This is a genomic window from Streptomyces rubellus (assembly GCF_036323805.1).
In the GTDB taxonomy this organism is placed as follows: domain Bacteria; phylum Actinomycetota; class Actinomycetes; order Streptomycetales; family Streptomycetaceae; genus Streptomyces.
The window spans coordinates 186,468-205,762 of sequence record NZ_JAZDCX010000003.1 but is presented as its reverse complement, the minus strand read 5'-3'; the positions used below and the strand labels follow the sequence as shown (position 1 = coordinate 205,762).

The 19,295-nt window shown below is 71.7% G+C and carries 18 protein-coding genes; all 18 read left to right on the top strand.

The window, feature by feature from the left end; genetic code table 11:
* Positions 1 to 114 precede the first annotated feature (114 nt).
* The 18 genes from V1L54_RS04970 to V1L54_RS04885 all read left to right on the top strand — a co-directional run bounded on the left by V1L54_RS04970 (position 115) and on the right by V1L54_RS04885 (position 19,291).
* Positions 115 to 1,416: a homoserine dehydrogenase gene (locus V1L54_RS04970; RefSeq protein ID WP_330116617.1), complete on the top strand. Its 1,302-nt coding sequence runs from the start codon at positions 115 to 117 to the stop codon at positions 1,414 to 1,416.
* A 47-nt stretch (positions 1,417 to 1,463) separates the two neighbouring features.
* Positions 1,464 to 2,543, top strand: a complete 1,080-nt coding sequence (thrC, locus tag V1L54_RS04965) for a threonine synthase (RefSeq protein WP_330116737.1) — start codon at positions 1,464 to 1,466, stop codon at positions 2,541 to 2,543.
* Between the two features lie 402 nt (positions 2,544 to 2,945).
* Positions 2,946 to 3,872, top strand: a complete 927-nt coding sequence (gene thrB, locus V1L54_RS04960; protein WP_330116616.1) for a homoserine kinase — start codon at positions 2,946 to 2,948, stop codon at positions 3,870 to 3,872.
* 400 nt (positions 3,873 to 4,272) lie between these two features.
* On the top strand, positions 4,273 to 6,264 hold the full coding sequence (rho, locus tag V1L54_RS04955) for a transcription termination factor Rho (protein ID WP_330116615.1): 1,992 nt from the start codon (positions 4,273 to 4,275) through the stop codon (positions 6,262 to 6,264).
* Between the two features lie 266 nt (positions 6,265 to 6,530).
* On the top strand, positions 6,531 to 7,598 hold the full coding sequence (locus V1L54_RS04950; RefSeq protein WP_330116614.1) for an LCP family protein: 1,068 nt from the start codon (positions 6,531 to 6,533) through the stop codon (positions 7,596 to 7,598).
* A 225-nt stretch (positions 7,599 to 7,823) separates the two neighbouring features.
* Positions 7,824 to 8,048 (top strand): 50S ribosomal protein L31, encoded by a 225-nt coding sequence (gene rpmE / locus V1L54_RS04945; protein ID WP_330116613.1) that lies wholly within the window; start codon positions 7,824 to 7,826, stop codon positions 8,046 to 8,048.
* 150 nt (positions 8,049 to 8,198) lie between these two features.
* On the top strand, positions 8,199 to 9,272 hold the full coding sequence (gene prfA, locus V1L54_RS04940) for a peptide chain release factor 1 (RefSeq protein ID WP_330116612.1): 1,074 nt from the start codon (positions 8,199 to 8,201) through the stop codon (positions 9,270 to 9,272).
* Positions 9,273 to 9,361: 89 nt separating this feature from the next.
* A complete protein-coding gene (gene prmC / locus V1L54_RS04935; RefSeq protein WP_330116611.1) occupies positions 9,362 to 10,207 on the top strand; it encodes a peptide chain release factor N(5)-glutamine methyltransferase in 846 nt (281 codons plus the stop codon).
* Positions 10,208 to 10,855 (top strand): L-threonylcarbamoyladenylate synthase, encoded by a 648-nt coding sequence (locus V1L54_RS04930; RefSeq protein WP_330116610.1) that lies wholly within the window; start codon positions 10,208 to 10,210, stop codon positions 10,853 to 10,855.
* Positions 10,852 to 11,499, top strand: coding sequence for an arsenate reductase/protein-tyrosine-phosphatase family protein (locus V1L54_RS04925; protein ID WP_330116609.1), 648 nt, complete (start codon positions 10,852 to 10,854; stop codon positions 11,497 to 11,499). Before V1L54_RS04930 ends, V1L54_RS04925 begins: the two co-directional genes overlap by 4 nt.
* Before the next feature lie 217 nt (positions 11,500 to 11,716).
* Positions 11,717 to 13,147 (top strand): MraY family glycosyltransferase, encoded by a 1,431-nt coding sequence (locus V1L54_RS04920; protein ID WP_330116608.1) that lies wholly within the window; start codon positions 11,717 to 11,719, stop codon positions 13,145 to 13,147.
* A gap of 251 nt (positions 13,148 to 13,398) precedes the next feature.
* Positions 13,399 to 13,836 (top strand): Cg1360 family ATP-synthase-associated protein, encoded by a 438-nt coding sequence (locus V1L54_RS04915; protein WP_330116607.1) that lies wholly within the window; start codon positions 13,399 to 13,401, stop codon positions 13,834 to 13,836.
* Between the two features lie 228 nt (positions 13,837 to 14,064).
* Positions 14,065 to 14,892, top strand: coding sequence for a F0F1 ATP synthase subunit A (atpB, locus tag V1L54_RS04910; protein ID WP_443076480.1), 828 nt, complete (start codon positions 14,065 to 14,067; stop codon positions 14,890 to 14,892).
* Positions 14,893 to 14,966: 74 nt separating this feature from the next.
* A complete protein-coding gene (gene atpE / locus V1L54_RS04905; protein ID WP_093661941.1) occupies positions 14,967 to 15,203 on the top strand; it encodes an ATP synthase F0 subunit C in 237 nt (78 codons plus the stop codon).
* 41 nt (positions 15,204 to 15,244) lie between these two features.
* The gene (locus V1L54_RS04900) at positions 15,245 to 15,808 is read left to right on the top strand and encodes a F0F1 ATP synthase subunit B (protein WP_330116605.1); all 564 of its coding nucleotides are present in this window, start codon (positions 15,245 to 15,247) and stop codon (positions 15,806 to 15,808) included.
* Positions 15,805 to 16,629 carry a F0F1 ATP synthase subunit delta gene (locus tag V1L54_RS04895; RefSeq protein ID WP_330116604.1) on the top strand — a complete coding sequence of 275 codons (825 nt, stop codon included), beginning with the start codon at positions 15,805 to 15,807 and terminating at the stop codon, positions 16,627 to 16,629. Before V1L54_RS04900 ends, V1L54_RS04895 begins: the two co-directional genes overlap by 4 nt.
* 146 nt (positions 16,630 to 16,775) lie before the next feature.
* Positions 16,776 to 18,347 carry a F0F1 ATP synthase subunit alpha gene (gene atpA, locus V1L54_RS04890; protein WP_330116603.1) on the top strand — a complete coding sequence of 524 codons (1,572 nt, stop codon included), beginning with the start codon at positions 16,776 to 16,778 and terminating at the stop codon, positions 18,345 to 18,347.
* A gap of 2 nt (positions 18,348 to 18,349) precedes the next feature.
* Positions 18,350 to 19,291: a F0F1 ATP synthase subunit gamma gene (locus V1L54_RS04885; protein ID WP_330116602.1), complete on the top strand. Its 942-nt coding sequence runs from the start codon at positions 18,350 to 18,352 to the stop codon at positions 19,289 to 19,291.
* Positions 19,292 to 19,295: the final 4 nt, after the last annotated feature.

Here is a 19,295-nt window from a genome sequence, read left to right as displayed (position 1 = left end):
GACGGCGGCGTCTCGAAGAGAGGGAGGCATGTCTCGCATGCTGGATGAGGCGGGGGAACCGCCGACCGGTGCGTGAGACTTGAACTCCACCGGACTGTGAAGAAGCGAGGTCTCATGATGCGTACGCGTCCGCTGAAGGTGGCGCTGCTGGGCTGTGGTGTCGTCGGCTCGGAGGTGGCACGCATCATGACGACGCACGCTGAGGACCTCGCCGCCCGGATCGGCGCCCCGGTCGAGCTGGCCGGGGTCGCCGTCCGGCGCCCCGGGCGGGTCCGGGAGGGCATCGCGCCCGAGCTGGTCACCACCGACGCCGCCGCCCTGGCGGCCCGGGGCGACATCGACGTGGCGGTTGAGGTCATCGGCGGCATCGAGCCCGCCCGCACCCTGATCACCACCGCCTTCGAGCACGGCGCCAGCGTGGTCACCGCCAACAAGGCGCTGCTCGCCGAGGACGGCTCGACCCTCCACGAGGCCGCCGAGAAGCACGGCGTCGACCTCTACTACGAGGCCTCGGTGGCCGCCGCGATCCCGCTGGTGCGCCCGCTGCGCGAGTCCCTGGCGGGCGACAAGGTCAACCGGGTGCTGGGGATCGTCAACGGCACCACCAACTTCATCCTCGACCGGATGGAGTCCACCGGCGCCGGGTACGCCGAGGCGCTGGACGAGGCCACCGCCCTCGGGTACGCCGAGGCCGACCCGACCGCCGACGTGGAGGGCTTCGACGCGGCGGCCAAGGCCGCGATCCTGGCGGGCATCGCCTTCCACACCCGGGTCCGCCTGGACGACGTGCACCGCGAGGGGCTGACCGAGGTCAGCGCCTCGGACATCGCCTCCGCCCGGCGCATGGGCTGTACGGTCAAGCTGCTGGCCATCTGCGAGCGCGCCGCCGACGGCCGCTCGGTGACCGCCCGCGTCCACCCGGCGATGATCCCGCTCAGCCATCCGCTCGCCTCCGTCCGCGAGGCGTACAACGCGGTCTTCGTCGAGGCGGAGGCCGCCGGCCGGCTGATGTTCTACGGTCCCGGCGCGGGCGGTGCCCCCACCGCCTCCGCCGTCGTGGGGGACCTGGTCGCCGCCTGCCGCAACCGGCTCGGCGGCTCGACGGGCCCGGGGGAGTCCGCCTACGCCCAGCTCCCGGTGAGCCCGATGGGCGAGGTGGTCACCCGCTACCACATCAGCCTGGACGTCGCCGACAAACCGGGCGTGCTCGCCCAGTGCGCCACCGTCTTCGCCGAGCACGGGGTCTCCATCGACACCGTGCGCCAGCAGGGCAAGGACAGCCCGGAGGACGGCGCCTCGCTGGTCGTCGTCACCCACCGGGCACCGGACGCCGCCCTGTCGGCGACCGTCGAGGCGCTGCGCGGGCTGGACACCGTGCGCGGCGTCGCGAGCATCATGCGGGTCGAAGGGGAATGAGAGAGATGACCGCCACCACCGCCAGCCCTGGCAACACCACTCCGCGAATGTCCGGCGCCCACCAGTGGCGGGGCATCATCGAGGAGTACCGCGACCGGCTCCCGGTCACCGACGACACCCCCGTCGTCACCCTGCGCGAGGGCGGTACGCCGCTGGTGCCCGCCCAGGTGCTCTCCGAGCGCACCGGCTGCGAGGTCCACCTCAAGGTCGAGGGCGCCAACCCCACCGGCTCCTTCAAGGACCGCGGGATGACGATGGCCATCACCCGGGCGAAGCAGGAGGGCGCGCAGGCGGTCATCTGCGCCTCCACCGGCAACACCTCCGCCTCGGCCGCCGCCTACGCGGTGCGCGCGGGGATGGTGTGCGCCGTCCTGGTGCCGCAGGGCAAGATCGCGCTGGGCAAGATGGGCCAGGCGCTGGTGCACGGCGCCCGCATCCTCCAGGTCGACGGGAACTTCGACGACTGCCTCACCCTGGCGCGCGGGCTGTCGGACAACTACCCGGTGGCGCTGGTCAACTCGGTCAACCCGGTGCGCATCGAGGGCCAGAAGACCGCGGCCTTCGAGATCGTCGACATGCTCGGCGACGCCCCCGACATCCATGTCCTGCCGGTGGGCAACGCGGGCAACATCACCGCCTACTGGCGGGGCTACCGCGAGTACGCCGACCCGTCGGCCGGGGACGGCGCGCACTCCTCCCGCACCCCGCGGATGTGGGGCTTCCAGGCGTCCGGCTCGGCGCCCATCGTGCGGGGCGAGCCGGTGAAGGACCCGCGCACCATCGCCACCGCCATCCGCATCGGCAACCCGGCCTCCTGGGAGGCCGCCGAGCGGGCCCGTGACGAGTCCGGTGGCTTCATCGACGAGGTGACGGACCGGCAGATCCTGGCCGCGTACCGGCTGCTGGCCGCCCAGGAGGGCGTCTTCGTCGAGCCGGCCTCCGCCGCTTCCGTGGCCGGTCTGCTCAAGGCCGCCGAGGAGGGGAAGGTCGATCCGGGCCAGCGGATCGTCTGCACCGTCACGGGCAACGGCCTCAAGGACCCCGACTGGGCCGTGCAGGGCGCGCCGCAGCCGGTCGTCGTACCGGTCGACGCGGTCGCCGCGGCCGACCGGCTGGGGCTGGTGTGACCCCCTGACGTGACCTCCCGGGCGTGACCCGGGTGGCCCGCATGACCCGCCGGACGGGCGGGTACGGCACCGGGGACGGTCGTGCCCGCCGAGGGGGGCGCATACGAGCGCGCGACACGCATCGTGCGCCTCTCGTACGCCCTGTGTCGTCACCGAACCGTCCTTCGATAGGCTGGGAGCACGTCCCGACCTGCCGCATGGCATGTGCCAGAGGTCAGTGGACCGGTCCGGCCCCGGCCGCGGTTCCGAGACGTCGCGCCGTCTGCCTCCGATCCCGCCCCCAGGACAGCATCCACCGAGCAACAGACCAGCACAGCCGCACCGATCCACACCCCCACCACGTCCAGCCACGCCGAACCACGTCCCACCACGTCCAGCCACGTCAAGGAGAGTCGTCGAGAGATGGCCGGTCCAGCGTTCCGTGCCGCCGCCGTCCGGGTGCGCACCCCAGCCACCAGCGCCAACCTCGGCCCCGGCTTCGACGCCCTCGGCCTGGCCCTGGGCCTGTACGACGACGTCGTGGTGCGTGTCGCCGACTCCGGTCTGCACATCGACATCGCGGGTGAGGGCGCCGACACCCTGCCCCGCGACGAGAGCCACCTGCTCGTGCGCTCCCTGCGCACGGCCTTCGACATGCTGGGCGGCCAGCCGCGCGGTCTGGAGATCGTCTGCGCCAACCGCATCCCGCACGGCCGCGGTCTGGGCTCCTCCTCGGCCGCCATCTGCGCGGGCATCATCGCCGCCCGAGCGGTGACCACCGGCGGCGCTGAGAAGCTCGACGAGGTCGCCCTGCTGGAACTGGCGACGGAGATCGAGGGCCACCCCGACAACGTGGCGGCCTGCCTGCTCGGCGGCTTCACCCTGGCCTGGACGGACGGCGGCGCGGCCCGGGCGATCCGGATGGACCCGGACCCGGCCGTCGTGCCGGTGGTCTTCGTCCCGGACCGGCCGGTGCTCACCGAGACCGCCCGCGGGCTGCTGCCGCGCACCGTCCCGCATGTGGACGCGGCCGCCAACGCGGGCCGGGCGGCACTGCTCGTCGAGGCGCTGACCCGCCGCCCCGAGCTGCTGCTGCCCGCCACCGAGGACCGGCTCCACCAGGAGTACCGCGCCCCGGCGATGGAGGAGAGCGCGGAGCTGGTGCACCGGCTGCGCGCCGACGGAGTGCCCGCGGTCATCTCCGGCGCGGGCCCCACGGTGCTCGCGCTGGTCGGGGAGGACGCGGCCGAGAAGGTCGCGCGGCTGGCGGGCGACGGATGGGCGGCCAACCGGCTGACCGTCGACACCACGGGCGCCGGCGTCCTGCCGCTGGCCGGTACGGGCCAGTGAGCGCGGGGCCGGTGACACGAATGCGGGCCTACGAGAGGGGGAATGTTTGTGGGGGCCGGTAGTGTTAACCTCAAGTCTGCACTCGCAGCCTTCTGGGATTACCCATGGGCGGTGCGGTGCTCTCCGTGATCCCATGGGTACAGTCCCATACAGGGGCCACTCCTCCTTCCGGGAGCCTCCAGAACTGCCTGAGCAGCCTGCCGAGCAGTGCCGAGCTCGCCCCGGAACGGCGTGACTGACACACGTCATCCCTTCACGCCACACCGAATGTACTGATTCCTCCGCCGTACACCGAGGCGGAACCACCGCCCCGGCCCGGTCGACACAAGGACCGCAGCCGGACAGCACAACCGGTCGCCGAGCCAGACAGGCCGACGCCCGCTCCAGGGAAGGACCCTTCGTGAGCGATACCACCGATCTGATGGGCGTGGACACCGCCGAAGCCGCGCCCGCCACGGACGCCTCCGCCGCGCCCGCAGCAGGTACCGCCCCCAGGCGTCGCCGCTCCGGCACGGGCCTTGAGGGCATGGTGCTGGCAGAGCTCCAGCAAGTCGCCTCCGGCCTCGGCATCAAGGGCACGGCGCGCATGCGCAAGAGCCAGCTGATCGAGACCATCCGTGCCAAGCAGGCGGAGAACGCCGGCGGCGGTGCCGCGGGTGGCGCGGGCACCGAGACGGCCGCCCCCGCCGAGAGCAAGCCGCGCCGTCGCGCGACCTCCAAGACGCGTACGGGCGAGGGCGCCCAGGGCCCCGGTGATGCCGCGCAGCAGCAGATCGACATCCCCGGCCAGCCGGGCAGCGACGAGCCCGCCGGTGAGCGCGGCCGGCGCGGCAGGAGCGACGGCGGGGCCGCCGAGGCCCCGGCCGCCGACGACGGCGGCGAGCGGGCCGAGAAGACGGACCGGGCCGACCGGGACAGGTCCGCCGAGTCCCGCGGCGACGGCGCCCGGCAGGACGTCCGCCAGGACGGCAAGCAGGACAGGGACGCCCGGCAGGACGGCAAGCAGGACAAGGGCGACCGTCAGGCCAAGGGCGGCCGGCAGCGCGACCGCCGCAACAAGAACGACGGCGGCGGTGGCGGCCAGCAGAACCAGGACGGCGGCAACCGCGGCAGTCGGGACAACCGCGACAACCGGGACAACCGCGACGACGACTTCGAGGGCGGCCGCCGGGGCCGCCGGGGCCGCTACCGCGACCGCCGCGGCCGCCGCGGCCGTGACGACTTCGCCGCCGAGCCGCAGGTCTCCGAGGACGACGTCCTGATCCCGGTCGCCGGCATCCTCGACATCCTGGACAACTACGCGTTCGTCCGCACCTCCGGCTACCTGCCGGGCCCGAACGACGTGTACGTCTCCCTCGCCCAGGTCCGCAAGAACGGCCTGCGCAAGGGCGACCACGTCACCGGCGCGGTCCGCCAGCCGCGCGAGGGCGAGCGGCGCGAGAAGTTCAACGCGCTGGTCCGCCTGGACTCGGTGAACGGCATGTCGCCCGAGAGCGGCAAGGGCCGTCCCGAGTTCGGCAAGCTCACCCCGCTGTACCCGCAGGAGCGGCTGCGCCTGGAGACCGAGCCGGGTCACCTCACCTCGCGGATCATCGACCTGGTCTCGCCCATCGGCAAGGGCCAGCGCGGTCTGATCGTGGCCCCGCCGAAGACCGGCAAGACCATGGTCCTGCAGTCGATCGCCAACTCCATCACCCGCAACAACCCCGAGTGCCACCTGATGGTCGTGCTCGTGGACGAGCGGCCGGAGGAGGTCACCGACATGCAGCGGTCGGTCAAGGGCGAGGTCATCTCCTCGACCTTCGATCGCCCCGCCGAGGACCACACCACCGTCGCCGAGCTGGCAATCGAGCGGGCCAAGCGGCTGGTGGAGCTCGGCCACGACGTGGTGGTGCTGCTGGACTCGATCACCCGTCTGGGGCGTGCCTACAACCTGGCCGCCCCGGCCTCGGGCCGCATCCTGTCCGGTGGTGTCGACTCCACCGCGCTCTACCCGCCGAAGAAGTTCTTCGGCGCCGCGCGGAACATCGAGGACGGCGGCTCCCTGACGATCCTGGCCACCGCGCTGGTGGAGACCGGCTCGCGGATGGACGAGGTCATCTTCGAGGAGTTCAAGGGCACCGGCAACATGGAGCTCAAGCTGGACCGGAAGCTCGCCGACAAGCGGATTTTCCCGGCGGTGGACGTCGACGCGTCCGGCACCCGCAAGGAGGAGATCCTGATGGGCGCCGACGAGCTGGGCATCGTCTGGAAGCTGCGGCGCGTGCTGCACGCGCTGGACCAGCAGCAGGCCATCGAGCTGCTGCTGGACAAGATGAAGCAGACGAAGTCCAACGCCGAGTTCCTCATGCAGATCCAGAAGACGACGCCGGCGCCCGGCAACGGCGACTAGCGGCGGACGGCCGGTCCGAAGCGGCGGCGAGGGCCGCCCCACCCCGTGCGGTGGGGCGGCCCTCGCCGTGTGTCACGCCCGGCGGGCCCCGGAGCGCGACGGAGTGAACCCGGCCGGTGGGGGTACGCCGTCCAAGTGGAGAGGGAACTCCCCTGGCCGAACGCCCCCGACCGGCCGTACCACCGGACCGGTGGCTTCCGTGGGGGCGCCGGCGGCCCTTCCGTGGGACTCCACCGGCGGAGGCGCACGGCGGGACGAGGAACGAGATGGCGAACGAGCACACCACCGCAGACGGCGGCACCGGCGCGGGCCGGACATCCCTGTCACGGCGGCACCGGGCGCTGCGGGCCGCGCTCTGGGTGGTGACCGGCGCGCTGGTGCTGGCCGGGGCCGGGCTCGGGTTCGTCCATCTCAGGCTCGACGACAACATCTCGGACGTCGACATCGACTCCGCCCTGGGCACGGACCGGCCCGCGGACGTGCCCAACGGCTCGCTGGACATCCTCGTCCTGGGCTCCGACACCCGCTCCGGCGACAACGGCCGCTACGGCCGCGACGACGGCACCGCGCGCTCCGACACCGCGATGATCGTGCACATCGCCGAGTCGCACGACCGGGCCAGCGTGGTCTCCATCCCCCGGGACACCCTCGTGCACCGGCCCGCCTGCGAGCGGACCGAGGGCGGCACGGCCCCCGCCGCACCGCGGGCGATGTTCAACAAGGCGTACGAGATCGGCGGTCCCGTGTGCGCGGTGAAGACGGCCGAGTCGCTGACCGGCATCCGCATGGACCACTACATAGAGATCGACTTCACCGGCTTCAAGAAGCTGATCGACGAGCTCGGCGGCGTGGAGATCACCACCACCAGGCCGATCGACGACGAGGACAGCCACCTCACCCTCCCCCCGGGAGACCACACCCTGGACGGGGAGCAGGCCCTGGGCCTGGTCCGCACCCGCAAGAGCATCGGCAACGGCAGCGACCTGGGACGCATAGACCTCCAGCACAAGTTCGTCAGGGCCCTGGTGGAGCAGGTGCGGAGCGTCGGGGTGCTCTCCGAGCCCAAGCGGTTCTACGACCTGGTGGACACCGCCACCTCCGCCGTCACCACCGACTCCGGACTGGCCTCGACCGCCGACCTGGCCGGGCTGGGCAAGGTCCTCAAGGGCATCGACTCCGATGACATCCAGCTGGTCACGCTGCCGGTGCGGTACTCCGAGGCCGACCCCAACCGGGTGGAGCCCATCCAGCGCGGGGCCCAGCGGATCTGGACGGCGCTGCGGAGGGACGAGCCGGTCCCCGACTCCGCGACCGAGGGGTCGATCGCCCCGTAGTCCCGGCGGGCCGCGGCACGCCGGAACAGTGGCGCGGGGCAGGGGCGCGGGCCGCGGACGGGCGGCGGAATAACGGCCTCCCGCCCCTGGTTTTGGGTGGTGCGGCCAGTAGTGGCAGACTGGTCCGTCGGTCCCGGTTCACGCACAGGCAGCCGACCTTCCCACCCGCCATCGGGCGGAAGGAGCCGGTGCGACCCGGTGCCCTCCCGATACCTAGGAGATACCTTGAAGCGCGACATCCACCCGGAGTACGTGGAGACCCAGGTCAGCTGCACCTGCGGAAACTCCTTCACCACCCGCAGCACCGTCAGCGGCGGCTCCATCCGCGCCGACGTGTGCTCCGCGTGCCACCCGTTCTACACGGGCAAGCAGAAGATCCTCGACACCGGTGGCCGTGTGGCCCGCTTCGAGGCCCGCTTCGGCAAGAACGCCGGGTCGCGGCAGAAGTAGCGACCTCCGACGCCGGTTCCCGGCCGCCCGCCCCGGGTGGCCGGACCGGCGTTTTGCCGTCCAGGCAGGCTCCCGCCGCCCCGCCTCCCGGCCCGGGGCGGCACACCACCCCGGCCCCACCCTCAGGCCCACAGCTAAGGAACTCCCACGATGTTCGAGGCGGTCGAGGAACTGATCGGTGAACACGCCGACCTCGAGAAGCAGCTCGCCGACCCCGCGATCCACGGTGACCAGGCCCGCGCGCGCCGGCTCAACAAGCGCTACGCCGAGCTGACCCCGATCGTCGGCGCCTACCGGGACTGGCGGCGCACCGGTGACGACATCGCCACCGCCCGCGAGCTCGCCGCGGACGACCCGGACTTCGCCGCCGAGCTCAAGGAGCTGGAGGCCCGCCGCGAGGAGCTGACCGAGCGGCTGCGGCTGCTGCTGGTCCCGCGCGACCCCAGCGACGACAAGGACGTCATCCTGGAGATCAAGGCCGGTGAGGGCGGCGAGGAGTCCGCGCTGTTCGCCGGCGACCTGCTGCGCATGTACCTGCGCTACGCCGAGCGGCGCAACTGGAAGACCGAGATCATCCAGGCCACCGAGTCCGACCTCGGCGGCTACAAGGACGTCCAGGTCGCCGTGAAGGCCCGGGGAGGCGCCGCGGAGCCCGGCCAGGGCGTGTGGGCCCGGCTGAAGTACGAGGGCGGCGTCCACCGCGTCCAGCGGGTGCCCGCCACCGAGTCCCAGGGCCGTATCCACACCTCCGCCGCGGGCGTCCTGGTGCTGCCCGAGGCCGAGGACGTCGACGTCGAGGTCAACGCGAACGACCTGCGGATCGACGTCTACCGCTCCTCCGGGCCCGGCGGCCAGTCGGTGAACACCACCGACTCCGCGGTCCGTATCACCCATGTGCCCACCGGCATCGTGGTGTCCTGCCAGAACGAGAAGAGCCAGCTGCAGAACAAGGAGCAGGCGCTGCGCATCCTGCGTGCCCGGCTGCTCGCGGCGGCCCAGGAGGAGGCGGAGCGGGAGGCGTCGGACGCGCGCCGCAGCCAGGTGCGTACCGTGGACAGGTCGGAGCGGGTCCGCACCTACAACTACCCGGAGAACCGGATCTCGGACCACCGGGTGGGCTTCAAGGCGTACAACCTGGACCAGGTGCTGGACGGCGAGCTGGAAGCGGTGATCCAGGCGTGTGTGGACGCCGACGCCGCGGCCAGGCTCGCGGCCGCGCAGTAGCACCGGCGACACCGGGAACGCCGGACACGCCGAAGGAACAGCACGGCGCCCCGCCGGGGCCGGGCAGGGACGGGTGGAGGACGAGGAACGTGAACGTGCTGCTCGCCGAGGTGGCCCAGGCCACCCAGCGGCTCGCCGACGCCGGAGTGCCCTCCCCGCGCTTCGACGCGGAGGAGCTGGCGGCGTACGTGCACGGTGTCAGGCGCGGGGAGCTGCACCGGGTCGCGGACGCCGAGTTCGACGCCCGCTACTGGGAGGTCGTCGCGCGCCGGGAGGCCCGCGAGCCGCTCCAGCACATCACCGGACGCGCCTTCTTCCGCTATCTGGAACTCCAGGTGGGCCCCGGCGTGTTCGTGCCCCGTCCCGAGACCGAGTCCGTCGTCGGCTGGGCGATAGACGCGGTCCGCGCCATGGACGTCGCCGAACCGCTGATCGTCGACCTGTGCACCGGCTCCGGCGCCATCGCCCTCGCGCTCGCCCAGGAGGTGCCGCGCTCGCGGGTGCACGCCGTCGAGCTGGACGAGGGCGCCCTGGAGTGGGCCCGCAAGAACACCGAGGGCTCCCGGGTGACCCTGCACCACGGTGACGCGCTGACCGCCCTGCCCGAGCTGGACGGTCAGGTCGACCTGGTCATCTCCAACCCGCCGTACATCCCGCTCACCGAGTGGGAGTACGTCGCCCCCGAGGCCCGCGACCACGATCCGCAGCTGGCACTGTTCTCCGGCGAGGACGGCCTGGACACCATCCGCGGCATCGAGCGCACCGCGCACCGGCTGCTGCGCCCCGGCGGCCTGGTGGTCGTCGAGCACGCCGACACCCAGGGCGGCCAGGTGCCCTGGATCTTCACCGAGGACCGCGGCTGGGCGGACGCCGCGGACCACCCCGACCTGAACAACCGGCCCCGTTTTGCCACAGCCCGCAGGGAGGTGCCGTAAATGGCACGGCGTTACGACTGCTCCGACGCGACCGACCGCGCCACCGGTCTGCGTGAGGCCGCCTCCGCGGTACGCCGCGGCGAACTCGTCGTGCTGCCCACCGACACCGTCTACGGCATCGGTGCCGACGCCTTCTCCCCGGAGGCCGTCGGCGACCTGCTGGAGGCCAAGGGACGCGGACGCGGCATGCCCTCACCGGTCCTGATCGGCTCCCCGACCACCCTGCACGGCCTGGTCACCGACTTCTCCGAGCGGGCATGGGAGCTGGTCGACGCCTTCTGGCCGGGCGCCCTCACCCTCGTCGCCCGGCACCAGCCCTCGCTGACCTGGGACCTGGGCGAGACCGGCGGGACGGTCGCGGTCCGCATGCCGCTGCACCCGGTGGCCATCGAGCTGCTCACCGAGACCGGCCCGATGGCGGTGTCCTCGGCCAACCTCACCGGGCACCCGGCCCCGCAGAACTGCGACGCCGCGCAGGAGATGCTGGGCGACTCCGTCTCGGTCTACCTCGACGGCGGCCCCACCCCCGACTCGGTGCCCTCCTCGATCGTCGACGTCACCGGCCCGGTGCCCCGGCTGCTGCGCGCGGGCGCCCTCGACGCGGACGAGCTGCGCAAGGTCGTACCCGACCTCGAGGTCGCCAGTTGACGCCGCCCGACGGGCTGTCCGGGGAGCATGGCATACCGCAGGTCTTCCGCATCCTCCACGTCTCCACCGGCAACGTCTGCCGGTCCCCGATCACCGAGCGGCTGACCAGGCACGCCCTGGTGGACCGGCTCGGCGACCGGCGGGCCGGCGGGCTGGTGGTGGAGAGCGCGGGCACCTGGGGGCACGAGGGCGCGCCGATGGAGGAGCACGCGGCGGCCGTGCTGTACGAGTACGGGGCGGACCCGTCCGGCTTCCTCGGCCGCGAGCTGCTGGACGAGCACGTCATCCGCGCCGATCTGGTGCTGACCGCGACCCGCGACCACCGGGCGCAGGTCATCTCCATGGGGCACTCCGCGGGGCTGCGCACCTTCACCCTCAAGGAGTTCACCCGGCTGGTGCGGGCCATAGACCCCGCCACGCTCCCCGACCCGGACGGCGAGGGCGGCGTGGTGGAGCGGGCCCGCGCGCTGGTGCGGGCCGCCGCTGCGCTGCGCGGCTGGCTGCTGGCGCCCAGCGCGGAGGCCGACGAGGTGTACGACCCCTACGGCGCGCCGATCACGTACTTCCGCAGCGTCGGCGAGGAGATACACACCGCCCTCGACCCGGTGGTGACGGCCCTGACCGGGGTGCCCGCGCGCACGTAGCGCGCCGGTGGGCGGGAACCGGCCACGGCGGGCCGTTGTCTAAGGTGTGGTGTCCCGGGTGTGAACCCGGGGAACCCGCGGGGGCCCCGGGGAACGTGTGAGTGCGGCGCCCTTCCGGGGCGGTCCCCGGGCCGTCGGCCGGGCGGCGGCGGGCCGTTGTCTATGGTGTGGTCTTCGGGCGTGAGTCCGGCGGGCCTGCGAGAGTTCTGGGGAATGCGTGCGTGAATACCTGCTGACGCTGTGCGTCACGGCCGCGGTCACCTACCTCCTCACCGGGCCGGTGCGGAAGTTCGCCATCGCGGCGGGAGCCATGCCCGAGATCCGGGCGCGCGACGTGCACCGCGAGCCGACGCCGCGGCTCGGCGGCATCGCCATGTTCGGCGGGCTGTGCGCGGGCCTGCTGGTGGCCTCCCAGCTCACCAACGTCGGCAACGTCTTCCGGCTCTCCGACGAACCCCGCGCCCTGCTGGCCGGCGCCGGGATGATCTGGCTGCTGGGCGTCCTGGACGACAAGTGGGGCGTGGACGCGCTGGTCAAGCTCGGCGGCCAGATGATCGCCGCGGGCGTGATGGTCTGGCAGGGGCTGACGGTCCTGTGGCTGCCGGTGCCCGGGGTGGGCAACGTCGCGCTGACCCCCCTGCAGGGCACGCTGCTGACGGTCGCGATGGTCGTCGTCACCATCAACGCGGTCAACTTCGTGGACGGTCTGGACGGCCTCGCCTCCGGCATGGTCTGCATCGCCGCGGTGGCGTTCTTCGTGTACGCCTACCGGATCTGGTACGGCTACGGCATCGAGGCCGCCGCGCCCGCGACGCTCTTCGCGGCCATCCTGATGGGCATGTGCCTGGGCTTCCTGCCGCACAACATGCACCCCGCGCGGATCTTCATGGGCGACTCCGGTTCGATGCTCATCGGGCTGGTGCTGGCCGCCGGCGCCGTCTCGATCACCGGGCAGGTCGACCCGGACGTCATCACCGACACCACCGGCTCGGTCAAGACCACCGTCCAGACGATGGCGCCGGTCTACATGCCCGTGCTGCTGCTGCCGCTGACCCTGCTGGCGGTGCCCATCGCCGACCTGGTGCTGGCCGTGGTGCGGCGCACCTGGCGCGGCCAGTCGCCGTTCGCGGCCGACCGGGGCCATCTCCACCACCGGCTGCTGGAGATCGGCCACTCGCACAGCCGGGCCGTCCTGATCATGTACTTCTGGTCGGCGCTGATCGCCTTCGGCGCGGTCGCCTTCTCGGTGCGGTCCTCCAGCCTGGTCATCGTGCTGACCATCGTGGGGCTCAGCGCGGTGGGGCTGGTGATCCTGCTGCTGCCGCGGTTCACCCCGCGGGTGCCCACCTGGGCGGAGCGGCTCGTACCGCCGCGCTACCGGCTCCGCGAGGGTGCGGAGGCAGGGCCGGAAGCGGGGACGGACTCGGAGACCGCGGAGGCGGCGGGGGCAGAGGCGGGGGCAGGGACGGCGGCGGACCGGGGCACGGGGGAGGCGGGTACGGAGAAGGGGAAGGACGGCGCCGGGGAGGGGGACGAGCCGCCGCCCGGGCCGTCCGGGGCCAACGGCGTCAACGGCGCGACCGCGCTGCGGGAACGCGACCGGCTCGCGCGGCACGGGGCCGGCCACGGCACCGACGGCCGCCCATAGCACGCCATCCGGAACTCTTCCCGCTGCGTGTCAGCCCGATGCCGCAGCGTGTACCCCGAACGTGTGAGAGTCCGCACACGAACTAGGTAAAGACCTCATCAAATAGTTTGTGATACCGTTCACGAGAACCCGGTGACCACAGGGACGGACCGTAGTGCGGCGGTCCTCCGGGGCGAGGGCTGCGCCCTCGAACGCCGGGGACACGCTCGTCAGCGACGACAAGACGCCCCCGAAACCTCGGAGCCTCCTCCATGCAGTCGAACGACGCTCGCATGCTGCTGCGCTGCGCCCTTCCGACCGCCGCCGCCGGTGCGCTGGCCGCGGTCGCCGGCGGGGTGTTCGCCGGCGGCCAGGGTGTGATCGGCGCGGCGTTCGGAGCGGTCATCGTCATCCTCTTCATGGGGATCGGCCTCGCCGTCCTCCAGCACACCGCCAAGAACCTCCCGCATCTGTTCCAGGCCATGGGCCTGATGCTCTACACGACACAGCTGCTGCTGCTCGCGGTCGTGCTCGCGGTCTTCAAGAACACCACGCTGTTCGACACCAAGGTGTTCGCCTTCACCCTGCTCGGCACCACCCTGGTGTGGATCGCCGCCCAGGCCCACGCGCACATGAAGGCGAAGATCCTGTACGTGGAGCCCGAATCCTCCGCCGAGCGGAAGCCCGCGGCCCAGGGGCCCAAACCGTGACGTGCGGGGGCGGGGCGAGGGCGCGTTCGAACTCCTGCTATCGTCCGGTGCCAACTGCGGTATCGCAGGCGCGGGTGGCTGAATCCGCTGCTTCGCCCACCGACGCACCGGGACGGAAGCGACAGCCGGCGCAGCCCATCAGCCGCACCCATACCCGCAAGACCAGTCCAGTGCCGTTCCGTGGCCGTGCGCCGCGCCGACACATCGAGGTTGCCGTACCCATGCGCCATGTTGAAGGAGCCCGCGGTGAGTTCTGACCAGATGCTCGCCTTCGAGGTCGACTGCCACATCTTCGACGGGTGCGGCTTTCCTGCTCCGGGCCTGCACTCGTTCATCTTCGAGCCGATGTTCACGATCGGCGGGTTCGAGTTCAACAAGCCGATCCTGCTGGCGCTGCTGAGCACGGTCGTGGTGGTCGGTTTCTTCTGGGCGGCCTTCAACAAGCCGAGCCTGGTACCCGGCAAGCTCCAGATGGTCGGCGAGGCCGGCTACGACTTCGTGCGCCGCGGCATCGTCTACGAGACGCTCGGCAAGCGCGACGGCGAGAAGTTCGTGCCCTTCATGGTGGCGCTGTTCTTCTTCATCTGGATCATGAACCTCTGGTCCATCGTGCCGCTGGCCCAGTTCCCGGTGACCTCGATCATCGCCTTCCCGGCGGGCATGGCCCTGCTCGTCTACGTCACGTGGATGTACCTGACGTTCAAGAAGCACGGCTTCACCGGCGGCTTCAAGAACCTCACGGGCTACGACAAGTCGCTCGGCGCGGTGCTCCCCCTGGTCGTGGTGATCGAGTTCTTCTCCAACACCCTGGTCCGCCCCTTCACCCACGCGGTCCGGCTCTTCGCCAACATGTTCGCCGGTCACCTGCTGCTGGTGATGTTCACCATCGCCGCCTGGTACCTGCTGAACGGCATCGGCATCGTCTACGCCGGTGTCTCGTTCGTGATGGTGATCGTCCTCACCGCGTTCGAGCTCTTCATCCAGGCCGTCCAGGCGTACGTCTTCGTCCTGCTGGCCGCCAACTACGTGCAGGGCGCGCTCGCCGAGCACCACTGAGCCCCCTGCCCTCCCACCCACGGTCACCCGGTGGCCAACCCCCACCGGTTCTTGAAGAAGAAGGAAGAAACGGCATGTCCGACCTCGCGAACCTCGCCGCCGTCACCGGCTCCCTCGGCTCCATCGGCTACGGTCTCGCCGCCATCGGCCCCGGCGTCGGCATCGGCATCATCTTCGGCAACGGCACCCAGGCCCTGGCCCGCCAGCCCGAGGCCGCCGGTCTGATCCGTGCCAACCAGATCCTCGGCTTCGCCTTCTGCGAGGCGCTGGCCCTGATCGGCATCGTCATGCCGTTCGTGTTCGGTCAGTGAGCACGCACCACTGACAGCCCCTTTCGACGGAAGGCACTGATGTGAACGCCCTGGTACAGCTGGCGGCGGAGGAGCCTCAGAATCCTCTCATCCCGCCGATCCCAGAGCTCGTCATCGGCCTGATCGCGTTCGCCATCGTCTTCGGCTTCCTCGCCAAGAAGCTCCTCCCGGCCATCAACAAGGTCCTGGAGGAGCGGCGCGAGGCCATCGAGGGCGGCATCGAGAAGGCCGAGGCGGCCCAGCTCGAGGCGCAGCAGACCCTTGAGCAGTACAAGGCCCAGCTCGCCGAGGCCCGCCACGAGGCCGCGCGGCTGCGCGAGGAGGCGCGGGAGCAGGGTGCCGCGCTCATCGCCGAGATGCGCGCGGAGGGCCAGCGGCAGCGCGAGGAGATCATCGCCGCCGGTCACGCCCAGATCGAGGCCGACCGCCGGCAGGCGGCGCAGGCGCTGCGCCAGGACGTGGGCAAGCTCGCCACCGACCTGGCAGGCCGGCTCGTCGGCGAGTCCCTCGAGGACGTCGCCCGGCAGAGCCGCACGATCGACCGCTTCCTCGACGAGCTGGAGTCGAAGGCGGCCGCCTCGGAGGCCACCGGAGCCGCCCGATGAACGGAGCGAGCCGCGAGGCACTGGCCGCCGCCCGGGAGCGGCTGGACGCGCTGACGGACTCCACGTCCGTCGACGCGGCCAGGCTCGCCGATGAGCTGGCCGCGGTCACCGCGCTGCTCGACCGCGAGGTGTCGCTGCGTCGGGTCCTGACCGACCCGGCGCAGCCCGGTGAGGCCAAGGCCCAGCTGGCCGGGCGCCTGCTGGGCGGCCAGGTGGGCGGCGAGACGGTCGACCTGGTGTCCGGCATGGTCCGCTCCCGCTGGTCGCGCTCGCGCGACCTGGTGGACGCGGTCGAGCAGCTGGCCGACGTGGCCGACCTCGTCGCGGCCGAGCGGGACGGCACGCTGAGCGACGCCGAGGACGAGCTGTTCCGGTTCTCCCGGATCCTCGCCGCCGCGCCCGAGCTGCGCTCCGCCCTCAGCGGCAAGGTCGCCGACGACAGCCTCAAGGCGGCCAAGACCGAGCTGCTGCACCGGCTGCTCGGAGGCAGGGCCCAGCCCGTCACCGAGCGTCTGGTCACCCGCCTGGTGAGGCAGCCGCGTGGCCGTAGTCTTGAAGGAGGGCTGGAGGCCCTCTCCAGGCTGGCCGCGGAGCGCCGCGACCGGTCGGTGGCCGTGGTCACCTCCGCGGTGCCGCTCAACGACGGTCAGAAGCAGCGTCTCGGCGCCGCGCTGACCAGGCTGTACGGCCGCGAGGTGCACCTCAACCTCGACGTGGACCCGCAGGTCCTCGGCGGGATCAGGGTGCGGATCGGTGACGAGGTCATCGACGGCACGGTCGAGGAGCGGCTGGAGCAGGCGACCCGGCGGATGGCGGGCTGACCCGGCGCGGCGGGGATGTCGCGCCGCCGGCACACCAACTCAACAAGCAGTACGGACGGCCCGAGTTGGGCCGACACCACCCTCTGGGGGGACACCCCAGACCCCCTGGACACATACGGGCCCAACAAGGAGAGCAGGGAACCCAGATGGCGGAGCTCACGATCCGGCCGGATGAGATCCGGGACGCGCTGGAGAATTTCGTCCAGTCGTACACTCCGGACGCGGCCTCGCGCGAAGAGGTCGGGACGGTCAGCGTTGCCGGCGACGGCATCGCGAAGGTCGAGGGACTTCCCTCGGCCATGGCGAACGAGCTGCTGAAGTTCGAGGACGGCACCCTCGGCCTCGCCCTCAACCTCGAGGAGCGCGAGATCGGTGCGATCGTCCTCGGCGAGTTCAGCGGCATCGAGGAGGGCCAGACGGTGCGCCGCACCGGCGAGGTCCTCTCCGTCGCGGTCGGCGACGGTTACCTCGGCCGTGTCGTCGACCCGCTGGGCAACCCGGTCGACGGCCTCGGCGAGATCGCGACCGAGGGCCGCCGCGCCCTCGAACTGCAGGCCCCCACGGTCATGCAGCGCAAGTCGGTGCACGAGCCGATGGAGACCGGCTACAAGGCCGTCGACTCGATGACCCCGATCGGCCGCGGCCAGCGGCAGCTGGTCATCGGTGACCGGCAGACCGGCAAGACCGCGCTCTGTGTGGACACCATCATCAACCAGCGGGCCAACTGGGAGTCCGGCGACCCGAGCAAGCAGGTCCGCTGCATCTACGTCGCCATCGGCCAGAAGGGCTCCACCATCGCCTCCGTGCGCGCCGCGCTGGAGGAGGCCGGTGCCCTGGACTACACCACCATCGTCGCCGCCCCGGCGTCCGACCCGGCGGGCTTCAAGTACCTGGCCCCCTACACCGGCTCGGCCATCGGCCAGCACTGGATGTACCAGGGCAAGCACGTCCTGATCATCTTCGACGACCTGTCCAAGCAGGCCGACGCCTACCGCGCCGTCTCCCTGCTGCTGCGCCGTCCGCCGGGCCGCGAGGCCTACCCGGGCGACGTCTTCTACCTGCACTCCCGGCTGCTGGAGCGCTGCGCCAAGCTCTCGGACGAGATGGGCGCCGGTTCGATGACCGGTCTGCCGGTCATCGAGACCAAGGCCAACGACGTCTCGGCGTTCATCCCGACCAACGTCATCTCCATCACCGACGGCCAGTGCTTCCTGGAGTCCGACCTGTTCAACGCGGGCCAGCGCCCGGCGCTGAACGTCGGCATCTCGGTCTCCCGGGTGGGTGGCTCCGCCCAGCACCCGGCCATGAAGCAGGTCTCCGGCCGGCTGCGCGTGGACCTCGCCCAGTACCGCGAGCTGGAGGCGTTCGCCGCCTTCGGCTCCGACCTGGACGAGGCCTCCAAGGCCTCGCTGGAGCGCGGCAAGCGCATGGTCGAGCTGCTCAAGCAGCCGCAGTACAACCCGTACCCGACCGAGAACCAGGTCGTCTCCATCTGGGCCGGCACCACCGGCCGCATGGACGAGGTCCCGGTGGAGGACGTCCGGCGCTTCGAGAGCGAGCTGCTGGACTACCTGCGCCGCGAGCACAAGGACCTGATGGTCGGCATCCGCGAGGGCGGCAAGATGTCGGACGACACGATCCAGGCGCTGTCGGACGCCGTCGCCTCCTTCAAGAAGCAGTTCGAGACCTCGGACGGCAAGCTGCTGGGCGAGGGCTGAGCATGGGTGCCCAGGTAAGGGTCTACAAGCGGCGGATCCGTTCCGTCACCTCGACCAAGAAGATCACCAAGGCGATGGAGATGATCGCCGCCTCGCGCATCGTCAAGGCGCAGCGCCAGGTGGCGGCCTCCACGCCGTACGCGAGCGAGCTGACCCGGGCGGTGGCCGCGGTCGCCACCGGCTCCAGCACCCAGCACCCGCTGACGACCGAGGCCGACAACCCCACCCGGGCCGCGATCCTGCTGGTCACCAGCGACCGCGGGCTGGCCGGCGGTTACTCGTCCAACGCCATCAAGGCGGCGGACCGGCTGACCGAGCGGCTGCGGGCGCAGGGCAAGGAGGTCGACACCTACGTCGTCGGCCGCAAGGGCGTGGCGTACTACAGCTTCCGCGACCTGAAGATCGCCCAGTCGTGGACGGGCTTCACCGACCGCCCGTCGTACTCCGACGCCAAGGCCGTCGCCGGGCCGCTGATCGAGGCGGTCCGCAAGGACACCGCCGAGGGCGGCATCGACGAGCTGCACATCGTCTTCACGGAGTTCGTGTCGATGATCACGCAGACGGCGGTCGACCGGCGGCTGCTCCCGCTCAGCCTCGACGAGCTGGGGAACGAGAGCGCCTCCGGTCTGGAGAAGGCGGAGGAGCGGAAGGACCAGCGGATCCTCCCGCTCTACGACTTCGAGCCGTCGGCCGAGGAGGTTCTCGACGCCCTGCTGCCGCGGTACGTCGAGAGCCGGATCTACAACGCCCTCCTCCAGGCGTCCGCCTCCGAGCACGCCGCCCGCCGGCGCGCGATGAAGTCGGCGACGGACAACGCCGAGGACCTCATCAAGTCGCTCACGCGGCTTGCCAACCAGGCCCGCCAGGCCGACATCACCCAGGAAATCAGTGAGATCGTCGGTGGTGCCAGCGCGCTGGCCGACGCTTCCGCGGGGAGTGACTGACAAC